The sequence below is a fragment of the Billgrantia antri genome, assembly GCF_019430905.1.
Taxonomy (GTDB): Bacteria; Pseudomonadota; Gammaproteobacteria; order Pseudomonadales; family Halomonadaceae; genus Halomonas; species Halomonas antri.
In genome coordinates this window covers 150,576-166,785 of record NZ_JAHYCA010000006.1, presented here as the reverse complement: position 1 = coordinate 166,785, position 16,210 = coordinate 150,576, and the positions used below count along the sequence as shown (strand labels likewise).

The following is a 16,210-nucleotide window of genomic DNA, read 5'->3' as shown; positions in this document are numbered from 1 at the left end:
AGGCAAGCCTCAGCGCGGCGGGACGGGCCGGCGGCCGAGCCGCAGGCCGGTCTTCTTGAGAATCCGGGAGCTGTAAAGGATGCGGTGGTCGCGACAGGCATCGCCGAGCCGCTCGCGCAGCGCCTCGGCCTGGCGCTCGACCTCTTGGCGCTCATGTCCGTGAAGCATGACGAACAGGTTGTACGGCCACTCTGGCAGGTGGCGCGGTCGCCGGTAGCAATGGCTCACGCCGGGCACGGCGGCGATCTCTCGTCCCAGGCGCTCGACATGGGCGTCGTCGACGTCCCAGACGCTCATGCCATTGGCCACGTAGCCCAGGCGGTAGTGATTGGGCACCGCGGCGATGCGGCGGATGACGCCGGTCTCGACCATGCGCTGCATGCGTACGCGCACCTCGTCCGCGGCCATACCTAGCGGGCCGCCTACCGCCCCCCAGGGATCCGGCACCAGCGGCAGGCCGGCCTGGGTCGCCAGGACGATGGCGCGATCGCGCTCATCCAGGCCATTCGCCGCTGCCTCAAACAGGGAGGTGGAGACGGACATGGAATTCCTCCTGCTTGGGCATGTTGAAGACCGCGAGGCCGGTGACGGTCTCGATCTCGCCGATAACCTCGGCGATGCGCTCGGGAGTTTCGGTGGCCAGCACGAACCACATGTTGAGGCGATGCTCGCGGCGGTAATTGTGCGCTACCTCGGGAAAGGCATTGACCAGCACGGACACCCGTTCGAAATCGGCCTCCGGCACCGCCAGCGCCGCCAGGGTAAGCCCGCCACCGAGGCGCTCGGCGTGGTACATGGGGCCAAAGCGACTCAGTACGCCGGCCTCGAGCAGCCGCTCCAGGCGGTAGAGCAGCTCGCCTTCGGAGAGCGCGAGCTCGTCGGCCACCGCGGCATAGGGCGACGCCACCAGCGGCAGGCCCGCCTGCAGGCGATTGACGATGCGCCGGTCGGCATCGTCGAGTTCGGTCTGTGCCGGGCGGGGTGTGCGCTCGACGCTCATATTCGTTCCTCGCGGGTATAACGGCCGCCGCGCTGCTTGTAAGCCTTGCGACAGAACAGCACGCGGTGAGGCGTCTCCTGCAAGCCGTGGCGTCCGGCGATCTCATCGAGTGCCGCCAGCACCCGTTCGCGCCGGGTGCCGTGGATCATGCAGAACAGGTTGTAGGGCCACTCGGGCAGCCGCCGCCGACGGCGATAGCAAAGCGTCACCGCAGGCTCGGCGGCCAGTTGCCGGCCCACCTCGCTCACGTGCTCGTCGGGCAGGTCCCACACCACCATGGCATTGGCGCGAATGCCCAGGGCGTGATGGCGCACCACCAGCCCCATGCGCTTGATCAACCCCTCTCGCCGCCAGCGCTCGACCCAGGCCAGCACTTCGCCTTCGCTCATGCCGCACGCCTCGGCGAGCGCCAGCCAGGGCCGCTCGGTCAACGGCAGACCGCGCTCCAGCAACGCCCTCAGGCGCCACGGTGCGGCCTCGTCCCGAGGGATCATGGTCGTTGAGGTCGGTTGTGTCATGGCCCCCCCAGCTCGGCCCAGGGAATCGGGAATCCGAGGTCGATGTGGTAGCCCTCGACCATCGGCAGGCGCAGCAGCGGCCGCTCCAGCTCCTCCTCCAGCGCCTCCAGGCGTGCCTCGAGCTGCACCTCGTCGGCGGCCGTCATCACGAACCAGAGGTTGTAGTCGATGCCACTGACCTGGCCGTCGCGGGCCAGGTCTTCACGCGCCAGGTCTTCACGTGCGTAGTTGTGATTGACGCCCGGGGAGCGATTGATCGCCGCTGCCACCGTGTCGCACTCGGCCTCGGGCACGGCCACCGCCGCCAGCAGGCTGGCCCCGGCGCGGGCGTGGTCGAACACCGGTCCCACGCGACTCAACACTTCTCCCTGCTGAAGGGTTTGAAGACGCTCCAGCACCTCCGCCTCGCTCACGCCCAAGCGTTCGGCCATGGCGGCAAAAGGGCGGGTACAGAGCGGCAGGTCGCGCTGAAAGGCATCGATGAGGCGTCGGTCGAGTGCGTCGAGTTCGGCCATGGGCAGGTACCGGGCAGGACGAAGGAAGCATGATCTTAAGCGGTATCTTACATGCCACATCAGTCCCGAATGCCGTCATCGGACGTGCCGTTGACGTAAGTCAAAAGACCCGAGCGACTTGGCGGTCACTTGATGACGGTCAAGGCGACGACTGGTGCCGGGCGGGACACTGCGGCGACGGCCCGCTCCTGGCCAGGCCCATCGTCACGCTGCTGCACGAGGTTCGAGATGACAACGTCGGTTCTGAGGTCGCTGCTGTTCGCAGCCCTGGCCGTCCCGGCCCTGGCGAGCGACGACCTGCCTGGCCCTGAGCGTCAGGCCGAACTCGAGACCCTGCTCTACCAGGACTGCGGCTCCTGCCACGGCATGACCCTGCGCGGCGGCCTCGGCCCGGCGCTGCCCCGCGACCGCATGCAGGGCTTCAGCCCCGAGGCACTCGCCCACATCATCCAGCACGGCATCCCCGGCAGCGCGATGCCGGGCTGGAAGGCCCTGCTCAGCGACGTCGAGGCGCGCTGGCTGGCCGACCATCTGCGCACCGACAACCGCCTGGAAACGCTACAGCGCGACTGACTCTGGAGATCGCCATGTCCCTTTCTTTCCCGTTGAAGCGCCTGCTCGCCACCGCGGGCCTGGCCCTGCTCGTCGCCGCCCCGGTCAGTGCCGAGACATCCGCCCCGGCCGCCGAGCTGCGCGGCACCGGCGATCTGGGCGTGGTGGTCGAGCGTGCCAGCGGCAGCGTGGCGCTGGTCGACACCACCCGCCGCGAGGTGCTGCGCCATGTCGAAGGCTTCGGCGATCTCTCCCACGCCTCGGTGAAATTCTCTCGCGATGCGCGCTACGCCTTCGTCTTCGGCCGTGACGGCGGGCTGACCAAGCTCGATCTGCTCACCGGCGAGATCGCCGGGCGCGTCATCCAGTCGGGCAACAGCATCGGTGGCGCCATCTCGCAGGACGGTCGCTTCGTGGCGGTGGGCAACTACGAGCCGGGCGGGGTGAAGGTGTTCGATACCGAAACGCTGGAGCTGGTGGTCGACGTGCCGGCCGACTACGAGAAAGCCGACGGCACTATCGCCCAGGCCAAGGTGGTGGGAGTGGTCGATGCCCCCGGCAATCGCTTCGTCTTCAGCCTGTTCGAGGCCGGCGAGATCTGGACCCTGGACATGAGCGGCGACGAGCCGGTACTCGACAAGCATCGCGACGTGGGCCGGGAGCCTTACGACGCCCTGATCACCGGCAACGGGCGCTACTATATCGCCGGGCTATTCGGCGAGGACGGCATGGCCCTGCTCGACCTGTGGCACCCCGAGAACGGCGTGCAACGCATCCTGCCCGACTATGGCCGCGGCGAGGAACGCCTGCCGGTGTACAAGATGCCGCATCTGGAGGGCTGGGCGATGGCCGGCGACCTGGCCTTTTTCCCCGCCGTGGGACGCCACGAAGTGCTGGTGGCCGACAGCGACGACTGGTCGCTGGTCGGACGAATCCCGGTGCAGGGACAGCCGATCTTCGTCATGAGCCGCCCCGACGAGCGCCAGGTGTGGGTCACCTTCGCCCACCCCGACAACGGCCAGGTACAGGTGATCGACACCCAGACGCTGGAGGTGATCCAGACCCTCGAGCCGGGCGAATCGATCCTGCACAAGGAGTTCACCCCACGCGGCGAGCACATCTGGATCTCGGCCCGCGACAGCGATCAGGTCGTGGTCTACGACACGCGCACCTTCGAGGAACTGGCCAGGCTGCCGGCCGAATCACCTAGCGGCATCTTCTTCACCCATCGGGCCCACCAGATCGGGCTGTAGACAAATGCCTGCGCTAGCGAATCGCTGCGTTGCGCGGTGCGCGGAATCCTCACATATACCCCATATGCTCCGGTTCCTGTGCTCCATGCGCCTTGCGCTTCATCTCGCTCGGCAATTTGTCCTGCGTTCATAGCTTGACAGGCTCACGCCTCGCGACTAAATCAATAAAAACAACAACTTTTCCCTGACGCGAGAGCTTTCTTGATGGATATCAACCATCTGCTGCAACTGCCCTTCACCCATGAAGGCGGCTGGCAGCAACTGCGCCGCGAACGCCCCTCCCTCAACGCGCTGATCCTGCGCGTGGTGCTACCGCTGTCGCTGCTGCCGCCGGTGATGCTTCACTACGCCATCCACCGGCATGGCGACGCCCTGCTGGAGGGCCTGGCCGAGCGCCCCTGGGCCATCATCGCTCCGGCGCTGCTCACCGCCGAGCTGCTCACCTTCCTGGTGATGGGCTGGCTGATCCACGGCGTGGCGCACGCCCACCGCCTACGACTTAGCCACCGCGATGCCTACTTCCTCGCCGCCATGGTGCCGCTGCCGCTGTGGTTCTCTGCACTGACACTGTTCGTCCCCGACATGGCATTCATCGTCTGCGGCGTACTGCTGGCGCTGATGCTGTCGTGCGGGCTGGTCTACCACGGCCTGCAGGCGCTGGCCGAACGCGAGGAGGACGACGTCATGGTCATGTCCGCCACCTACACGGTCATTGCCTTCGGCCTGATGGCTTGGGGAATTCTCCTGGCCCTGGTGTGGGCGTTGTAGGTCGCCCGCGCAGCCACCCCCAGTCGTCGAACAACACGTAGAGCGCCGGGATCGCCACCAGCACCAGCACGGTGGCGCTGAGCAGCCCGAACACGACCGAAATCACCAGCGGCTTGATGGCAGCCGCCTGGGTGCTGGTCTCGGCCAGCAGCGGCAGCAGGCCGGCAATGGTGGTGAAGGAGGAGATCAGAATGGCCCGCAGCCGGTCGCGGCTGGCCTGCCCCGCCGCCGCCGACGCCGCCATGCCCTGCTCGCGATGCGCCTTGATGAACTGGATCAGCAGGATGGCGTTGTTGACCACGATGCCGGCCAGCGATGCCGCGCCAATCAGCGACGGCAGGGAGAGGTAGTACCCCATCAGCACGTGACCCCACAGCGCCCCGATGAACGCCAGCGGGATCGACAGCATGACGATCAGCGGTTCGACGTAGCTGCGGAACTGGAACGACAGCACCACGAAGATGCCCAACAGGCCGATCAGCAGGGCGCGACGGATCGAACCGCCAGTCTCGGCGGCGCTGGCGACCTGCCCCTCGAAGAATACCTCCACCTCGGGGTGCCGCGTCTGGAAGGCCTGCAGCCAACCGCTGCTCTGCAGGTCATCGACGATGGCCTGGCCGCTGGCCTGACGGGCGTCGACGTTGGCCTCCACGGTGACGGTGCGCCGTCCGTCGATGCGGGTAATGCGCGCCCACTCGCGGCGCTCCTCCACATCGGCGACGACGGAGAGCGGCACCCGGCTGCCGTCGGGCAGCGAGAGCGTCTGGTCCGCCAGGTCATCGCGCCCGTCGCGGTCGCTCTCGGCCTGGCGCACCAGGACCTCGACCTCCTGCTCGCCGATACGCTGGGTATCGGCGATTTCGCCGAGCAGGGCCGCACGCAGTTGGCCGGCCACCTCCTCGGCGGTGAGTCCCAGGCCGTGGGCCCCTGCGGCCAGGGAATAGGCGCGCTGAGGCTTGCCCAGACGCAGGTCGTCGATCACGTTGTAGACCGCCGAGTAGCTCCCGAGGTGTGCGGTCAGCTCCGCCGCCGCGGCCTTGATGGCATGCAGGTCTTCACCAGCCAGACGCACCTCCACGGGCACCCCGGCGGGACCGAAGCCGGGCTCCTGGATGATCAGGCGTTGCAGGCCTTCGACCTGGCCGATCGCCTCGCGCCATGCCTCGGTCAGCGTATCGAGGGTAACGCTGCGCCGCTCGGCGGTCAGCAGGTCGACACTGACCGTCGCCACGTGAGGCCCCGTCTCTCTGGCACTGGGGTTGTGATTGAAGCGTACCTGGATCGCCTCGACCAGTGGAGCGCCCTCCGGCTGATCGGGCGAATAGCGCGCATCGAGTTCGCGCATGGCCGCCTCGACCCGCTCGGCCACGGCCTCGGTGCGGGCCAACGGCGTCCCTTGGGGCATCAGGATACGCGCCTCCAGCACGTCGCCGTCGATGGCGGGCATGGCCTCGCTGCCGATGTGACCACCGGCCATGAAGCCGGCCGAACCCAGCAGCACGGCCAGCATGGTGCCCAGCACCGCATGGCGCCAGCGGATCGCCCCATCGGCCAGCCGCCCCACCCCTTCGCGAAAACGGACGAAGTACCTCTCGAATGCGCTACGGAAGCGCGAGTCATGCCCCGCCTGATGAGGCGCCAGGCTGCCCTTGAGATGATGGGGCAGGATCCAGAATGCCTCGACGAGACTCGCCGCCAGGGCAGCGATCAGCACGACCGGCAACACTTCCAGCACGGCGCCCAGCTCACCGGCCAGGAAGGAGAGCGGGACGAAGACCGAGGCAGTGGTCAGGAACGACGACAGCACCCCCGGAAGCACCTGGCGGGTGCCGGCCACCACGGCCTCCAGCGGGGTGGCACTCTCCTCGGCGTGGGCGACGATGTTGTCGGTGATGACGATGGCGTCGTCCATGACGATACCGATGGCCATCAGCAGCGACACTAGGGTAATCATGTTGATCGACAGGCCGGTGAGCGCCATCACCACGAAGGCGCCCATGAATGCCGCCGGCAGCCCCAGCACCGCCCACAGCGCCAGACGGGGCCGAAAGAATAGGCTCATCGTCAGCATCACCAGCACCAGGCCCATGATGCCGTTGACGACCAGCATTCGCAGGCGGTCGCGAACGATGCCGGTCATGTCCTGGGTCAGGGTCAGCGAGATCCCCCCATCGAAGCGGCGCCGCTCCGCCGCAATCAGTGCCTCGAGGCGCGCTTTCACCGCCAGGGCATCGTCACGCAGGCTCTTGTTCACCTCCAGCACCAGCGCCGGCTCGCCGTTGAAGCGAAGCGTCTCTTCCTCGCGCTCGCCGGTCTCGGTGAGGGTGGCAATGTCGCCCAGGGTCAGTTCGCCGCCGGCGGGATCGGATAGCACCACCAGGCGCTCCAGTTCACGCAACGAGCGCCGCTGGTCGCTGAAGCGCAGCAGGATGTCGCGATCCGGCGTCTCCAGGGTGCCCAGCGGCAGGTCCAGGTTCTGGGCGGCGATGCGTCGCGCCAGCTCGCGTGCCGAGAGACCGTACTGGCCGAGCACCTCGGCGGGAACCTCCACCTGCCACTGGCGCTGGGACATGCCGTGGATCGCCACGTCGGCGACACCGGCCAGCGCCATGAGGCGCTCCTCGAGGCGCAGGGCGTACTCCTCGAGCTGGCGGGGAGGCATGTCGGCCGAGACCGCAATCGCCGCGACCGGGTCGCTACGATGCAGCTCACGCACCACTGGCGTCTCGGCTCGTGCGGGCAGTTCGGTGATTGCATCGATCTCGGTATCGATCTCGCTGAGGAAGCGCAGGGCATCGCCATCGGCCTGCATGGTGGCAGTGGCGCTGGCCAGGTTGTCCTGGGCCACGCATACGAACTCATCGAGGAACCGGACGCCGTTCACCGCCTCGTGCAGGCGGCGGCACACGGCATCCTCGACGTCGGCGGCACTCGCCCCGCGATATACCACCTCGATGCTCACCTCCACCGGCCGATAGTCGGGAAAGGTTTCGCGCTTGAGCGAGGGGATCGAGAAGAGGCCTGCAGCCAGCAACAGAATCAGCAGCAGATTGGCCGCCGTGGGATGGCCGGCAAACCAGCGGATCATGGTGCCTCTCCACGGGCCTGGGCGGCCATGTGCGCTTCGAGGTCCTCGTCGCGCCGCGGGGAGAGCCGCCTACCTTCGATCGCGGTGGTGAGATCGTCGACCACCACTCGTTCGCCGGATGCCAGGCCGGCGGCGATCACCGCCAGGTCGGCCTGCTCGAAGGCAACGGTTACCTGGCGTCGTACCAGGCGGTCGTCGTCATCCACAAGGGTCAGCTCCCCCTGGCGGACGGCGCTGGCCGGCACGGCCAGCAACGGCTCTCGGCTCGGTGTGGCCAGACGCACCCGGGTATACATGTCGCGCTGCAGCGGCGGGCGATCGGGGGGCATGACATTCTGATAGGGATCCTCGACACGAACCACCGCGCGCACGGTGCGCGTGGCGGGGTCCAGGCCGCTGGCGATGCGCACCAGCCGCCCCGTCCAGCCCACGCCCTCGGCACCGACCAGGACCACCTCGGCCTCGATCGCCGCCAGCGCCAAGCGCTCGCTCAGCTCCAGCGCGCTCGGGGGCGGTTCGAGAGGCACCGCGCCCGCCAGCAGACGTCGCATCATGGCAATGGGAATATGCGCCTCCACCTCGGCTGCTGCCAGGCTGTCGGCCTCGAGCAGCCGCTGTCCCGCCGTCACGTACTGATACCGTTCTACGGCCACCTCATCGAGGCGCAAGTCGTAGGGGGCCAGGATACGGGTGTCCTCGAGATCGCGCCGGGCCTGGGCCAGGCGTGCGGCAACTCGCTCACGCTGCGCCTCGAGCACCTCCCGCCGCGTCGGCATCAGGGCCAGGCTGTTCTCCAGCGAGGCGACTGCCTGGCGCTGATTCAGCGTACTGCGTCGCTGCTCGTCGCGCCGCGAGGTAGAGACCGAACCGTTGGCCGCCAGGCGCTCGATGCGCGACAGCTCCTGTTCGGCCAGGGTGAGCGCCTCCTGCTCGAGCGACAGCAGCCGTCTTGCGTTGTCGGCTTCGGTTTCGAGCTGCGCCAGTTCGGCGGCCAGGCTGGCCAACTCCGCCTCGGCCTCGGCGATGGCCAGCTCGTAGCGACTGGGGTCGAGTGCCACCAGCAGGGTGCCCTCGCCCAGCATGGTGCCACTCGTTAGCTCCGGATGACGCTCCACCACGTGCCCCGCCACGCTGGCCACGGCCTGCCAGGTCTCGGCCGGACGCGCGACACCGTGGCCGCGCGCCTCGAGGCGAAATTCCAGGGGCCGGGCCTCGATGACTCTCACCGGGAGGGCCGACGGCGCCTCTTCCTCGCGCTCGGGAGCCTGGCGGTTGGCCATGAGCCAGGCCAGCAGCACCGCGCCCACTACCACACCGCCGAGCACCGCCAGTGTCCGTCCCAGATACTGCCGTGAGCGACTCATGGAGCCTCCTCACACCCGGCATGGATGCCATGACAGTAGAGACCGAAAGCCCCCTGGGCCCGCTGAGCAACGTGATCCACGCTGCCGAGCATGAGCGACTGCACGACCAGCCCCTGGATGGTGCCGATGAACTGCGTGGCAGCGGCCTCGATATCCAGCCCATGGCGCAGCTCACCGCTCGCCTGGGCCTGTCTCAGCAGTTGCTCGACACGCTCGCGGTAGCGGAACAGCAGCGAGCGGACCAAACGGCGTGCCGGAGTCGGCCGCGCATGCTGCAGTTGGCCCATCAACAGGCGCGGCACGCCGGGATGCTCGACGATGAAGGCGATATGGGCATGAAACATTGCCTCCAGCGCCGCGAGGGGACCGTCGGCCTGGGCAGCGGCGGCATCCAGACGCTGCATCACCCGCTCGCCCACCCAACCGATCACCGACTCCCAGATGGCATCCTTGCTCGGGAAGTGACGAAACAGCGCGCCCTGGGTGACCCGCATGTGCTTGGCGATGGCGCCCGTGGTGATATGGGCCGGGTCGTCTCGTGCGCTCAACTCGATGACGGTCTCGATCGTGCGCTCCCGGCGGGCCTCGGCGGAGAGGCTGCGTTTGGTGGTCATGGACTTCGCCCTAAGATAGTAATTGATTACTATCTTAGGGCGAAGTCCCGTCCCCTGCCAGTGCTATCCCGCTTCGCCATGACCCTCATCAAAAGCCGCTCTCGCGTAGTCGACTAGCATGGTCGGGTTTACCCAGACTGCGAGGAGAGCGACATGGAGCTCGTCTGCCCGGCCGGCAACCTGCCGGCCCTGAAGCGGGCGGTGGATGAAGGCGCCGATGCCGTCTACTTCGGCTTCCAGAACGCCACTAACGCGCGGCAGTTCGCCGGCCTCAACTTCACCGACAAACGCGCCCGCGAAGGCATCGACTACGCCCATGCCCGCGGCAAGCGGGTGTTCTGCGCCATCAACACCTATCCGCAGCCCGACGGCTGGCACCAGTGGACCCGCGCCGTTGACCAGGCCGCCGAGCTGGGCGTCGACGCCCTGATCATGGCCGACATGGGCCTGCTCGACTACGCCGCGCGGCGCTATCCGGATCTCGCCCGCCACCTCTCGGTGCAGGGTTCGGCCACCAGCCACGAGGCATTGCGCTTCTACCACGACCAGTTCGGCATCAAGCGCGCCGTGCTGCCGCGGGTACTCTCCATCACCCAGGTGCGCGACCTGGCCAGGCAGAGCCCGGTGGAGCTCGAGGTGTTCGCCTTCGGCAGCCTGTGCATCATGGCCGAGGGACGCTGCTACCTGTCGTCCTATCTCACCGGCGAATCGCCCAATACCCGCGGTGTCTGCTCGCCGGCGGCCCACGTGCGCTGGGAGGAGACGCCCCAGGGACTCGAGTCGCGCCTCAACGGCGTGCTGATCGACCGCTACGGCGAGGGCGAGCGCGCCGGCTACCCGACCCTGTGCAAGGGACGCTTCGAGGTGGGCGGCGAGACCTACCATGCCATCGAGGAGCCCACCAGCCTCAACACCCTGGAGCTGCTGCCGGAACTCGCCGAGCTGGGCATCAGCGCGGTGAAGATCGAGGGCCGCCAGCGCAGTCCGGCCTACGTGTCGAAGGTGGCCGGGATCTGGCGCCAGGCACTGGATCGCCAGGCGAAGACGCCCGAGCGCTTCCACCCCGACCCCGCCTGGATGGCCGGCCTCGGTGAGGTCTCCGAGGGCGCCACCACCACGCTGGGCGCCTACGAACGCCGCTGGAAATAGGAGGTTTCATGTCATCCGATTCCCTGCAGCTCGCCCTGGGCCCGGTGCTGTTCTATTGGACCCGCGAGCGCTACGCCGACTTCTACCGCGAGGCCGCCGACTGGCCGGTGGAGATCGTCACGCTGGGCGAGTCCGTCTGCTCGCGCCGTCGCGACATGAAGCTCGACGACTGGCTCGGCATCGGCCGCGAGCTGGCCCAGAGCGGCAAGCAGGTGGTGCTGGCGAGCCAGACCCTGATCGAGTCCGAGGCCGACCTGCGCGACCTGCGCAAGCTGTGCGACAACGGCGAATTCAGCGTCGAGGCCAACGACCAGAGCGCCGTGCAGCGACTCGCCACCGCCGGTTTGCCCTTCATCGCCGGTGCGGCGCTCAATCTCTACAATCCGGCTTCGATCGGCGTGCTGGCCCGCGCCGGCATGCAGCGCTGGCAGGCACCGGTGGAGATGTCGCGCGACGATCTCGCCCGGCTGCTCGCCGACAGCAAGGCCGAAGGGCTCAACGCGCCCTGCGAAGTGTTCGCCTACGGCCACCTGCCGCTGGCCTGGTCGTCGCGCTGCTTCACTGCGCGGCGCCACCAGAAGCCCAAGGACCGCTGTCAGTTCGTCTGTCAGAAGTACCCCGAGGGCCTGGCGCTGCGCTCACAGGAGTCGAAGGAGGTGTTCACCCTCAACGGCATCCAGACCCTCTCCGGCGCCTGCCAGGACCTACGCTACGAGATCAAAGACATGACCGCGATGGGCGTGGCCGTGGCGCGCCTGAGCCCCCGTGCCGAGGGCATGGCCGAGGTGGTCGCCGCCTTCGACGCCGCCCGCCGCGGTGAGCTGCCCGCCGCCGACCCGCTCAGCCTGGTCGAGGCCGAGGTGTGCGACGGCTACTGGCACGGCCGCCCGGGCATGGACAACACCCGCCTGCCCGCCGGCTGAGCCGCATGCCATGAGTGCCTTTGCGGCCGTCTTCGAGCCCCGCCAATCGGCGGGGCTCGTCGTTCGCCAGCGTCCCAACTGGCCCTTTTCTGACCTGGATCATTTCCTCCCGCTGTCGAAGGCACTAGCCTTCACACACCATATGTTGTGTTTAGAAACTGCAAACGGCAGCACATATAGGGAGATAACGGTGAACGCCCCGACAAGCCAGGCCGGCTCGCGCCGCATCGACGTCGCTTCGACCGTCAACGAATACCTCGACCGCGCCGACTGGCGCGTGCACGCCAACGCCAACCAGGGCTACTCCCTGGGCGGGCTGATCCTCAACGTCTCGGGCAAGCTGATCGCCAACTACTGGCTCGACGAGGTCTACCCGGTGGAGGTCGGCACCGCCCACCGCGAGGGCGACCTGCATATCCACGATCTCGACATGCTGTGCGGCTACTGTGCCGGATGGTCGCTGCGCCAACTGCTGATCGAAGGTTTCAACGGCGTGCCCGGTCGCGCCGAGAGCGACCCGCCCCGCCACCTCTCCAGCGCCCTGGGGCAGATGGTCAACTTCCTCGGCACGCTGCAGAACGAGTGGGCCGGCGCCCAGGCCTTCAGCTCCTTCGATACCTATCTCGCGCCCTACGTGCGCAGGGACGGCCTCGGTTACCCGGCCGTCAAGCAGGCGATCCAGGAGTTCATCTACAACCTCAACGTGCCGTCACGCTGGGGCAGCCAGACCCCTTTCACCAACCTCACCTTCGACTGGGTGTGCCCGGCAGACCTGCGCGACCAGGTGCCGATCGTCGGCGGCGAGGAGCAGCCTTTCACCTACGGCGAGCTGCAGGCGGAGATGGACCTGCTCAACCGCGCCTACCTGGAGGTAATGGAGGCGGGCGACCGCCAGGGACGAGTGTTCACCTTCCCCATTCCTACCTACAACATCACCCCGGATTTCGACTGGGAGAGCGATAACGCCGAGCGGCTGTTCGCGCTGACTGCCAAGTACGGCCTGCCCTATTTCCAGAACTTCCTAAACTCCGACCTGGAGCCGCACATGGTGCGCTCCATGTGCTGCCGCCTGCAGCTCGATCTTTCCGAGCTGCTCAAGCGCGGCAATGGCCTGTTCGGCAGCGCCGAGCAGACCGGCTCTCTGGGGGTGGTGACGCTCAACTGCGCGCGGCTGGGCTACCGCTTCGCCGGCGACCGGGCAGGCCTGCTGCACGAACTCGACCGCCTGCTGGCGCTGGGCCGCGACAGCCTGGAGCTCAAGCGCGAGCGCATCCAGCAGTGGATGGACGCAGGGCTCTACCCCTATACCCAGCGTTACCTGGGCACCCTACGCAACCATTTCTCCACCCTGGGCGTGAACGGGCTCAACGAGATGGTGCGCAACTTCTCCGACGACCGCTATGACATTACCGCCCCCGAGGGGCGCCAGCTCGCCCTCGAAGTGCTCGACCACGTGCGCGCCAGGATGCAGGCATTCCAGGCCGAGACCGGCCACCTCTACAACCTGGAGGCGACCCCGGCGGAGGGCACCACCTACCGCTTCGCCCGCGTCGACGCCGAGCGCTTTCCGGGAATCCTCCAGGCCGGAACCCCGGAGGCTCCCTACTACACCAACTCCAGCCAGCTGCCGGTGGGCCATACCGACGACCCCTTCGAGGCGCTGATCCACCAGGACCCGCTGCAGACCCGCTACACCGGTGGCACCGTACTGCACCTTTACATGCGCGAGCGGCTCTCCAGCGCCACCGCCTGCCGCAAGCTGGTTCACACTGCGCTGTCGCGCTTCCGTCTGCCCTACATCACCGTGACACCGACTTTCTCGATCTGCCCGGTACACGGCTACCTGGCCGGCGAGCACGAGTTCTGTCCCAGGTGCGACGAAACATTGCTGGCAAGACGCGCCGCGGCCAGCCCGGCCTGAGCGCTTTCATCGACCTGCCGTGCGTTCAACCACGGCTCATCAACCATCGGAAGGAGCCAAGAAATGACCCACATCGACACCCTGCCCACCGAGCAACGCCAGCGCTGCGAGGTCTGGACCCGCGTAATGGGCTACCACCGCCCGGTCAGCCAGTTCAACGTCGGCAAGCGCGCCGAGCATCGCGAGCGCCGTCACTTCACCGAGCGGGACGTCGCCCTGACGCCCTGATCGCCTGGCCTGCCGGGCCCTGAGCCCGGCATTCACGCCCCAAGCCGAGGAAGCCCCATGATCGCCACCGACCTCGACCCGCCCGTTCTCGCTCCTCTCGACGGGATCCGCCTGCCCATCGCCGGCATGACCCAGATAACCACCCTGGACTATCCGGATCACCTGGCCTGCGTGGTGTTTCTGCAGGGCTGTCCGCTGCGCTGCGGCTACTGCCACAACGGCCACATGATGCCGCCGCGCCGCGGCGACGAGAGCGAGTGGCAGGCGGTGCGGGCGTTCCTGGAGGAGCGTCGGGGGCTGCTCGAGGCGGTGGTCTTCAGCGGCGGCGAGCCGACGCTGCACAACGCCTTGCCAGCCGCCGTCAGTGAAGCGAAGGCGATGGGCTTCAAGGTGGGCCTGCACACCGCCGGCCCCTATCCGGCGCGGCTCTCGCGCTTGTTGCCGAATCTCGACTGGGTGGGACTCGACGTGAAGGGACGTGGTCGCGATTTCGATCGTATCTGCGGGCGCCCCGGCATCTGGCAGCGCAACAGCCAGAGCCTGACGGCGCTGCTCGACGGTGATATCGCCTTCGAATGTCGCACTACCGTGCACTGGCGCGACTTCGACCTCACCGACGTGGAACGCCTGGCATTGACCCTGGCCGACTGCGGCGTTCGCCGCTACGCCATCCAGGTGGCCCGCACCCGGCAATGCCTCGACCCGGCCTACTGCCAGCCGGTGGAAAACGCGCCGCCGCGGGCCATGCTTGCCGGGCTGGTGAAGCGACTGGCACCGCACTTCGAGCGTATCGAACTGCGTGAGTGAGCCAAGCCGAGTGAAGCGCCACAGGGTATCGTTAGCTTCCTGACCCCGAAGGTAAAGAAAAACCCGTTGGAAACATGGACTACCCTGAAGAGGAACACTTGAGCAGTTTGGAGGTGGATATGCTGAACAAATTGGGTATCGCCCTGTATTTTCTGTTCTGGGCAGCGGCCATCGTCGTGCTCTTTGCCCTGGGAGCGGGGCTGTTCTATCTGTTCGTCATCGATCAGTACCCCCTCAGCTGGGACTTTGTCTCGGGCAGTCTGTTCTTCATCATTCTTGCGGTCATCTTCTGGATCTGTGCCCAGGCATCGAGGCACTACCTCACGGAGGGAGGGTCATCGCCACCTGACAACAGCGCATCGTGAATCTCAGTAGCCGAGATTCTCCGGGCCAAAGGCATCGGGCAATAGCTCAGCAATGGTGTAGCGCTTGAGCAGCTTCCCCTTGGCATCGACTACGTGGATGAGTGTCTTGGCATCGGCAAATTCGCGGATACGCTGGCGGCAGTCGCCGCAGGGCGAGCACAGGTGCGCGCCGGGACCGATGACGTAGACATTCCGCAGGCGCCGCTCTCCGGCGCTGATCATGGCGGCGATAGCGGAGGCTTCGGCACACAGGCCCTTATAGTGAGCCACCTCGACGTTGGCGCCGAAGTAGCGCACGCCGCTTTCGCTCTCGACCATGGCGCCCACCGGATGCCGGGAGTAGGGCGCGTAGGCGTTGCCGCGCGCCGCAACCAGCGCGCCGACGATAGCCGGATCGACGGTTTCGCTCATGCTACCCCCGTCGCGTCGTCGCGTAGCACCGTGTCCAGCGCTACCTCGACCATCTCGTTGAAGCTGCGCTCGCGGGCCTCACTGGGCAACGATTCGCCCTTGAGGATGTGATCGGAAACCGTGCAGATGGTCATCGCCCGGCCGCCGAACTCCGCCGCCACGCCGTAGAGCCCCGCCGCCTCCATCTCCACGCCGATGATGCCGTAGCGCTTCATCAGTTCGAACAGCTCGCCTTGGGGGTTGTAGAACAGGTCGGCCGAGAACAGGTTGCCCACCTTGACCGGCACGCCCTGGGCCGCGGCGGCATCCACCGCGTGGCGTGTCAGTTCGAAATCGGCGATGGCGGCGAAGTCGTGGCCCATGAAGCGAGTGCGATTGACCGCCGAGTCGGTGCTCGCACCGAGGCCGATCACCACGTCGCGCACCGCCACGTCGTCGCGCACCGCTCCGCAGGAGCCGACCCGGATCAGGCGCTTCACGCCATAGTCTGTGATCAACTCCTTGGCATAGATGGAGACCGAGGGGATGCCCATGCCGTGGCCCATCACCGAGATGTCGCGGCCGCGGTAGCGCCCGGTATAGCCGAGCATGTTGCGCACGCTGTTCACCTCGCGGGCGTCCTCGAGGAATGCTTCGGCGATGTACTTGGCGCGCAGCGGGTCGCCGGGCATCAGCACGGTGTCGGCGAAGATGCCACGTTCGCCCTGGATATGGGGAGTCGCCATGTCGAGGCT

General features: G+C 67.3%; 18 protein-coding genes. 9 read left to right on the top strand and 9 right to left on the bottom strand.

Annotated elements, in window-relative coordinates; genetic code table 11:
- Nucleotides 1-9 precede the first annotated feature (9 nt).
- Genes ahbB (KPL81_RS16140) through KPL81_RS16125 form a run of 4 tightly spaced genes read right to left on the bottom strand, consistent with a single transcriptional unit; the run spans nt 10 to nt 2,033 of the window.
- On the bottom strand, nt 10-543 hold the full coding sequence (gene ahbB, locus KPL81_RS16140) for a siroheme decarboxylase subunit beta (RefSeq protein WP_219793059.1): 534 nt from the start codon (nt 541-543) through the stop codon (nt 10-12).
- A complete protein-coding gene (locus tag KPL81_RS16135) occupies nt 518-1,000 on the bottom strand; it encodes an Lrp/AsnC family transcriptional regulator (RefSeq protein WP_219793058.1) in 483 nt (160 codons plus the stop codon). The genes ahbB (KPL81_RS16140) and KPL81_RS16135 overlap by 26 nt, the downstream gene beginning before the upstream one ends.
- Nucleotides 997-1,518, bottom strand: coding sequence for a siroheme decarboxylase subunit beta (gene ahbB, locus KPL81_RS16130; RefSeq protein ID WP_219793057.1), 522 nt, complete (start codon nt 1,516-1,518; stop codon nt 997-999). The genes KPL81_RS16135 and ahbB (KPL81_RS16130) overlap by 4 nt, the downstream gene beginning before the upstream one ends.
- Nucleotides 1,515-2,033: an Lrp/AsnC family transcriptional regulator gene (locus KPL81_RS16125; protein WP_219793056.1), complete on the bottom strand. Its 519-nt coding sequence runs from the start codon at nt 2,031-2,033 to the stop codon at nt 1,515-1,517. Before KPL81_RS16125 ends, ahbB (KPL81_RS16130) begins: the two co-directional genes overlap by 4 nt.
- A 228-nt stretch (nt 2,034-2,261) precedes the next feature.
- On the opposite strand from KPL81_RS16125, the gene KPL81_RS16120 reads away from it, so the two are divergent.
- From KPL81_RS16120 to KPL81_RS16110, 3 genes are all read left to right on the top strand, one after another.
- Nucleotides 2,262-2,606: a c-type cytochrome gene (locus KPL81_RS16120; RefSeq protein ID WP_219793055.1), complete on the top strand. Its 345-nt coding sequence runs from the start codon at nt 2,262-2,264 to the stop codon at nt 2,604-2,606.
- Nucleotides 2,607-2,620: 14 nt separating this feature from the next.
- The gene (locus KPL81_RS16115; protein ID WP_209475450.1) at nt 2,621-3,838 is read left to right on the top strand and encodes a cytochrome D1 domain-containing protein; all 1,218 of its coding nucleotides are present in this window, start codon (nt 2,621-2,623) and stop codon (nt 3,836-3,838) included.
- Nucleotides 3,839-4,042: 204 nt separating this feature from the next.
- Nucleotides 4,043-4,606: a YIP1 family protein gene (locus KPL81_RS16110; protein WP_219793054.1), complete on the top strand. Its 564-nt coding sequence runs from the start codon at nt 4,043-4,045 to the stop codon at nt 4,604-4,606.
- Here the strand turns inward: KPL81_RS16110 and KPL81_RS16105 are convergent.
- From KPL81_RS16105 to KPL81_RS16095, 3 genes are read right to left on the bottom strand one after another with little or no spacing between them, the layout of a single operon-like run.
- Nucleotides 4,548-7,694: an efflux RND transporter permease subunit gene (locus KPL81_RS16105; protein ID WP_219793053.1), complete on the bottom strand. Its 3,147-nt coding sequence runs from the start codon at nt 7,692-7,694 to the stop codon at nt 4,548-4,550. The two genes, KPL81_RS16110 and KPL81_RS16105, sit on opposite strands and share 59 nt — an antisense overlap.
- Nucleotides 7,691-9,058 carry an efflux RND transporter periplasmic adaptor subunit gene (locus tag KPL81_RS16100; protein WP_219793052.1) on the bottom strand — a complete coding sequence of 456 codons (1,368 nt, stop codon included), beginning with the start codon at nt 9,056-9,058 and terminating at the stop codon, nt 7,691-7,693. Before KPL81_RS16100 ends, KPL81_RS16105 begins: the two co-directional genes overlap by 4 nt.
- Nucleotides 9,055-9,672: a TetR/AcrR family transcriptional regulator gene (locus tag KPL81_RS16095; protein ID WP_219793051.1), complete on the bottom strand. Its 618-nt coding sequence runs from the start codon at nt 9,670-9,672 to the stop codon at nt 9,055-9,057. Before KPL81_RS16095 ends, KPL81_RS16100 begins: the two co-directional genes overlap by 4 nt.
- A gap of 153 nt (nt 9,673-9,825) precedes the next feature.
- Here KPL81_RS16095 and ubiU point away from each other — a divergent pair, with 153 nt between their 5' ends.
- From ubiU to KPL81_RS16065, 6 genes are all read left to right on the top strand, one after another.
- Nucleotides 9,826-10,821 carry a ubiquinone anaerobic biosynthesis protein UbiU gene (ubiU, locus tag KPL81_RS16090; protein WP_209475441.1) on the top strand — a complete coding sequence of 332 codons (996 nt, stop codon included), beginning with the start codon at nt 9,826-9,828 and terminating at the stop codon, nt 10,819-10,821.
- An 8-nt stretch (nt 10,822-10,829) separates the two neighbouring features.
- Nucleotides 10,830-11,744, top strand: coding sequence for a U32 family peptidase (locus KPL81_RS16085; protein ID WP_219793050.1), 915 nt, complete (start codon nt 10,830-10,832; stop codon nt 11,742-11,744).
- A 190-nt stretch (nt 11,745-11,934) separates the two neighbouring features.
- On the top strand, nt 11,935-13,665 hold the full coding sequence (locus KPL81_RS16080; RefSeq protein WP_219793049.1) for a ribonucleoside triphosphate reductase: 1,731 nt from the start codon (nt 11,935-11,937) through the stop codon (nt 13,663-13,665).
- A 63-nt stretch (nt 13,666-13,728) separates the two neighbouring features.
- Nucleotides 13,729-13,893 carry an anaerobic ribonucleoside-triphosphate reductase gene (nrdD, locus tag KPL81_RS16075; protein ID WP_209475436.1) on the top strand — a complete coding sequence of 55 codons (165 nt, stop codon included), beginning with the start codon at nt 13,729-13,731 and terminating at the stop codon, nt 13,891-13,893.
- Between the two features lie 57 nt (nt 13,894-13,950).
- Nucleotides 13,951-14,700: an anaerobic ribonucleoside-triphosphate reductase activating protein gene (locus KPL81_RS16070; protein WP_219793048.1), complete on the top strand. Its 750-nt coding sequence runs from the start codon at nt 13,951-13,953 to the stop codon at nt 14,698-14,700.
- Nucleotides 14,701-14,819: 119 nt separating this feature from the next.
- Nucleotides 14,820-15,065: a hypothetical protein gene (locus KPL81_RS16065; protein WP_219793047.1), complete on the top strand. Its 246-nt coding sequence runs from the start codon at nt 14,820-14,822 to the stop codon at nt 15,063-15,065.
- A gap of 3 nt (nt 15,066-15,068) precedes the next feature.
- Here the strand turns inward: KPL81_RS16065 and cdd are convergent, their stop codons facing one another.
- Both cdd and deoD read right to left on the bottom strand, forming a co-directional pair.
- A complete protein-coding gene (cdd, locus tag KPL81_RS16060; protein WP_219793046.1) occupies nt 15,069-15,476 on the bottom strand; it encodes a cytidine deaminase in 408 nt (135 codons plus the stop codon).
- On the bottom strand, nt 15,473-16,201 hold the full coding sequence (deoD, locus tag KPL81_RS16055; RefSeq protein WP_219793045.1) for a purine-nucleoside phosphorylase: 729 nt from the start codon (nt 16,199-16,201) through the stop codon (nt 15,473-15,475). Before deoD ends, cdd begins: the two co-directional genes overlap by 4 nt.
- Nucleotides 16,202-16,210: the final 9 nt, after the last annotated feature.

What these genes read in the sequence shown, in the direction of transcription:
- KPL81_RS16100 (WP_219793052.1), bottom strand. Translation starts at nt 9,058, where the DNA reads ATGAGTCGCTCACGGCAGTATCTGGGACGGACACTGGCGGTGCTCGGC.
- ahbB (WP_219793057.1), bottom strand. Translation starts at nt 1,518, where the DNA reads ATGACACAACCGACCTCAACGACCATGATCCCTCGGGACGAGGCCGCA.
- KPL81_RS16125 (WP_219793056.1), bottom strand. Translation starts at nt 2,033, where the DNA reads ATGGCCGAACTCGACGCACTCGACCGACGCCTCATCGATGCCTTTCAG.
- KPL81_RS16085 (WP_219793050.1), top strand. Translation starts at nt 10,830, where the DNA reads ATGTCATCCGATTCCCTGCAGCTCGCCCTGGGCCCGGTGCTGTTCTAT.
- KPL81_RS16120 (WP_219793055.1), top strand. Translation starts at nt 2,262, where the DNA reads ATGACAACGTCGGTTCTGAGGTCGCTGCTGTTCGCAGCCCTGGCCGTC.
- KPL81_RS16065 (WP_219793047.1), top strand. Translation starts at nt 14,820, where the DNA reads ATGCTGAACAAATTGGGTATCGCCCTGTATTTTCTGTTCTGGGCAGCG.
- KPL81_RS16070 (WP_219793048.1), top strand. Translation starts at nt 13,951, where the DNA reads ATGATCGCCACCGACCTCGACCCGCCCGTTCTCGCTCCTCTCGACGGG.
- deoD (WP_219793045.1), bottom strand. Translation starts at nt 16,201, where the DNA reads ATGGCGACTCCCCATATCCAGGGCGAACGTGGCATCTTCGCCGACACC.
- cdd (WP_219793046.1), bottom strand. Translation starts at nt 15,476, where the DNA reads ATGAGCGAAACCGTCGATCCGGCTATCGTCGGCGCGCTGGTTGCGGCG.
- KPL81_RS16105 (WP_219793053.1), bottom strand. Translation starts at nt 7,694, where the DNA reads ATGATCCGCTGGTTTGCCGGCCATCCCACGGCGGCCAATCTGCTGCTG.
- KPL81_RS16110 (WP_219793054.1), top strand. Translation starts at nt 4,043, where the DNA reads ATGGATATCAACCATCTGCTGCAACTGCCCTTCACCCATGAAGGCGGC.
- ahbB (WP_219793059.1), bottom strand. Translation starts at nt 543, where the DNA reads ATGTCCGTCTCCACCTCCCTGTTTGAGGCAGCGGCGAATGGCCTGGAT.
- KPL81_RS16135 (WP_219793058.1), bottom strand. Translation starts at nt 1,000, where the DNA reads ATGAGCGTCGAGCGCACACCCCGCCCGGCACAGACCGAACTCGACGAT.
- ubiU (WP_209475441.1), top strand. Translation starts at nt 9,826, where the DNA reads ATGGAGCTCGTCTGCCCGGCCGGCAACCTGCCGGCCCTGAAGCGGGCG.
- nrdD (WP_209475436.1), top strand. Translation starts at nt 13,729, where the DNA reads ATGACCCACATCGACACCCTGCCCACCGAGCAACGCCAGCGCTGCGAG.
- KPL81_RS16115 (WP_209475450.1), top strand. Translation starts at nt 2,621, where the DNA reads ATGTCCCTTTCTTTCCCGTTGAAGCGCCTGCTCGCCACCGCGGGCCTG.
- KPL81_RS16095 (WP_219793051.1), bottom strand. Translation starts at nt 9,672, where the DNA reads ATGACCACCAAACGCAGCCTCTCCGCCGAGGCCCGCCGGGAGCGCACG.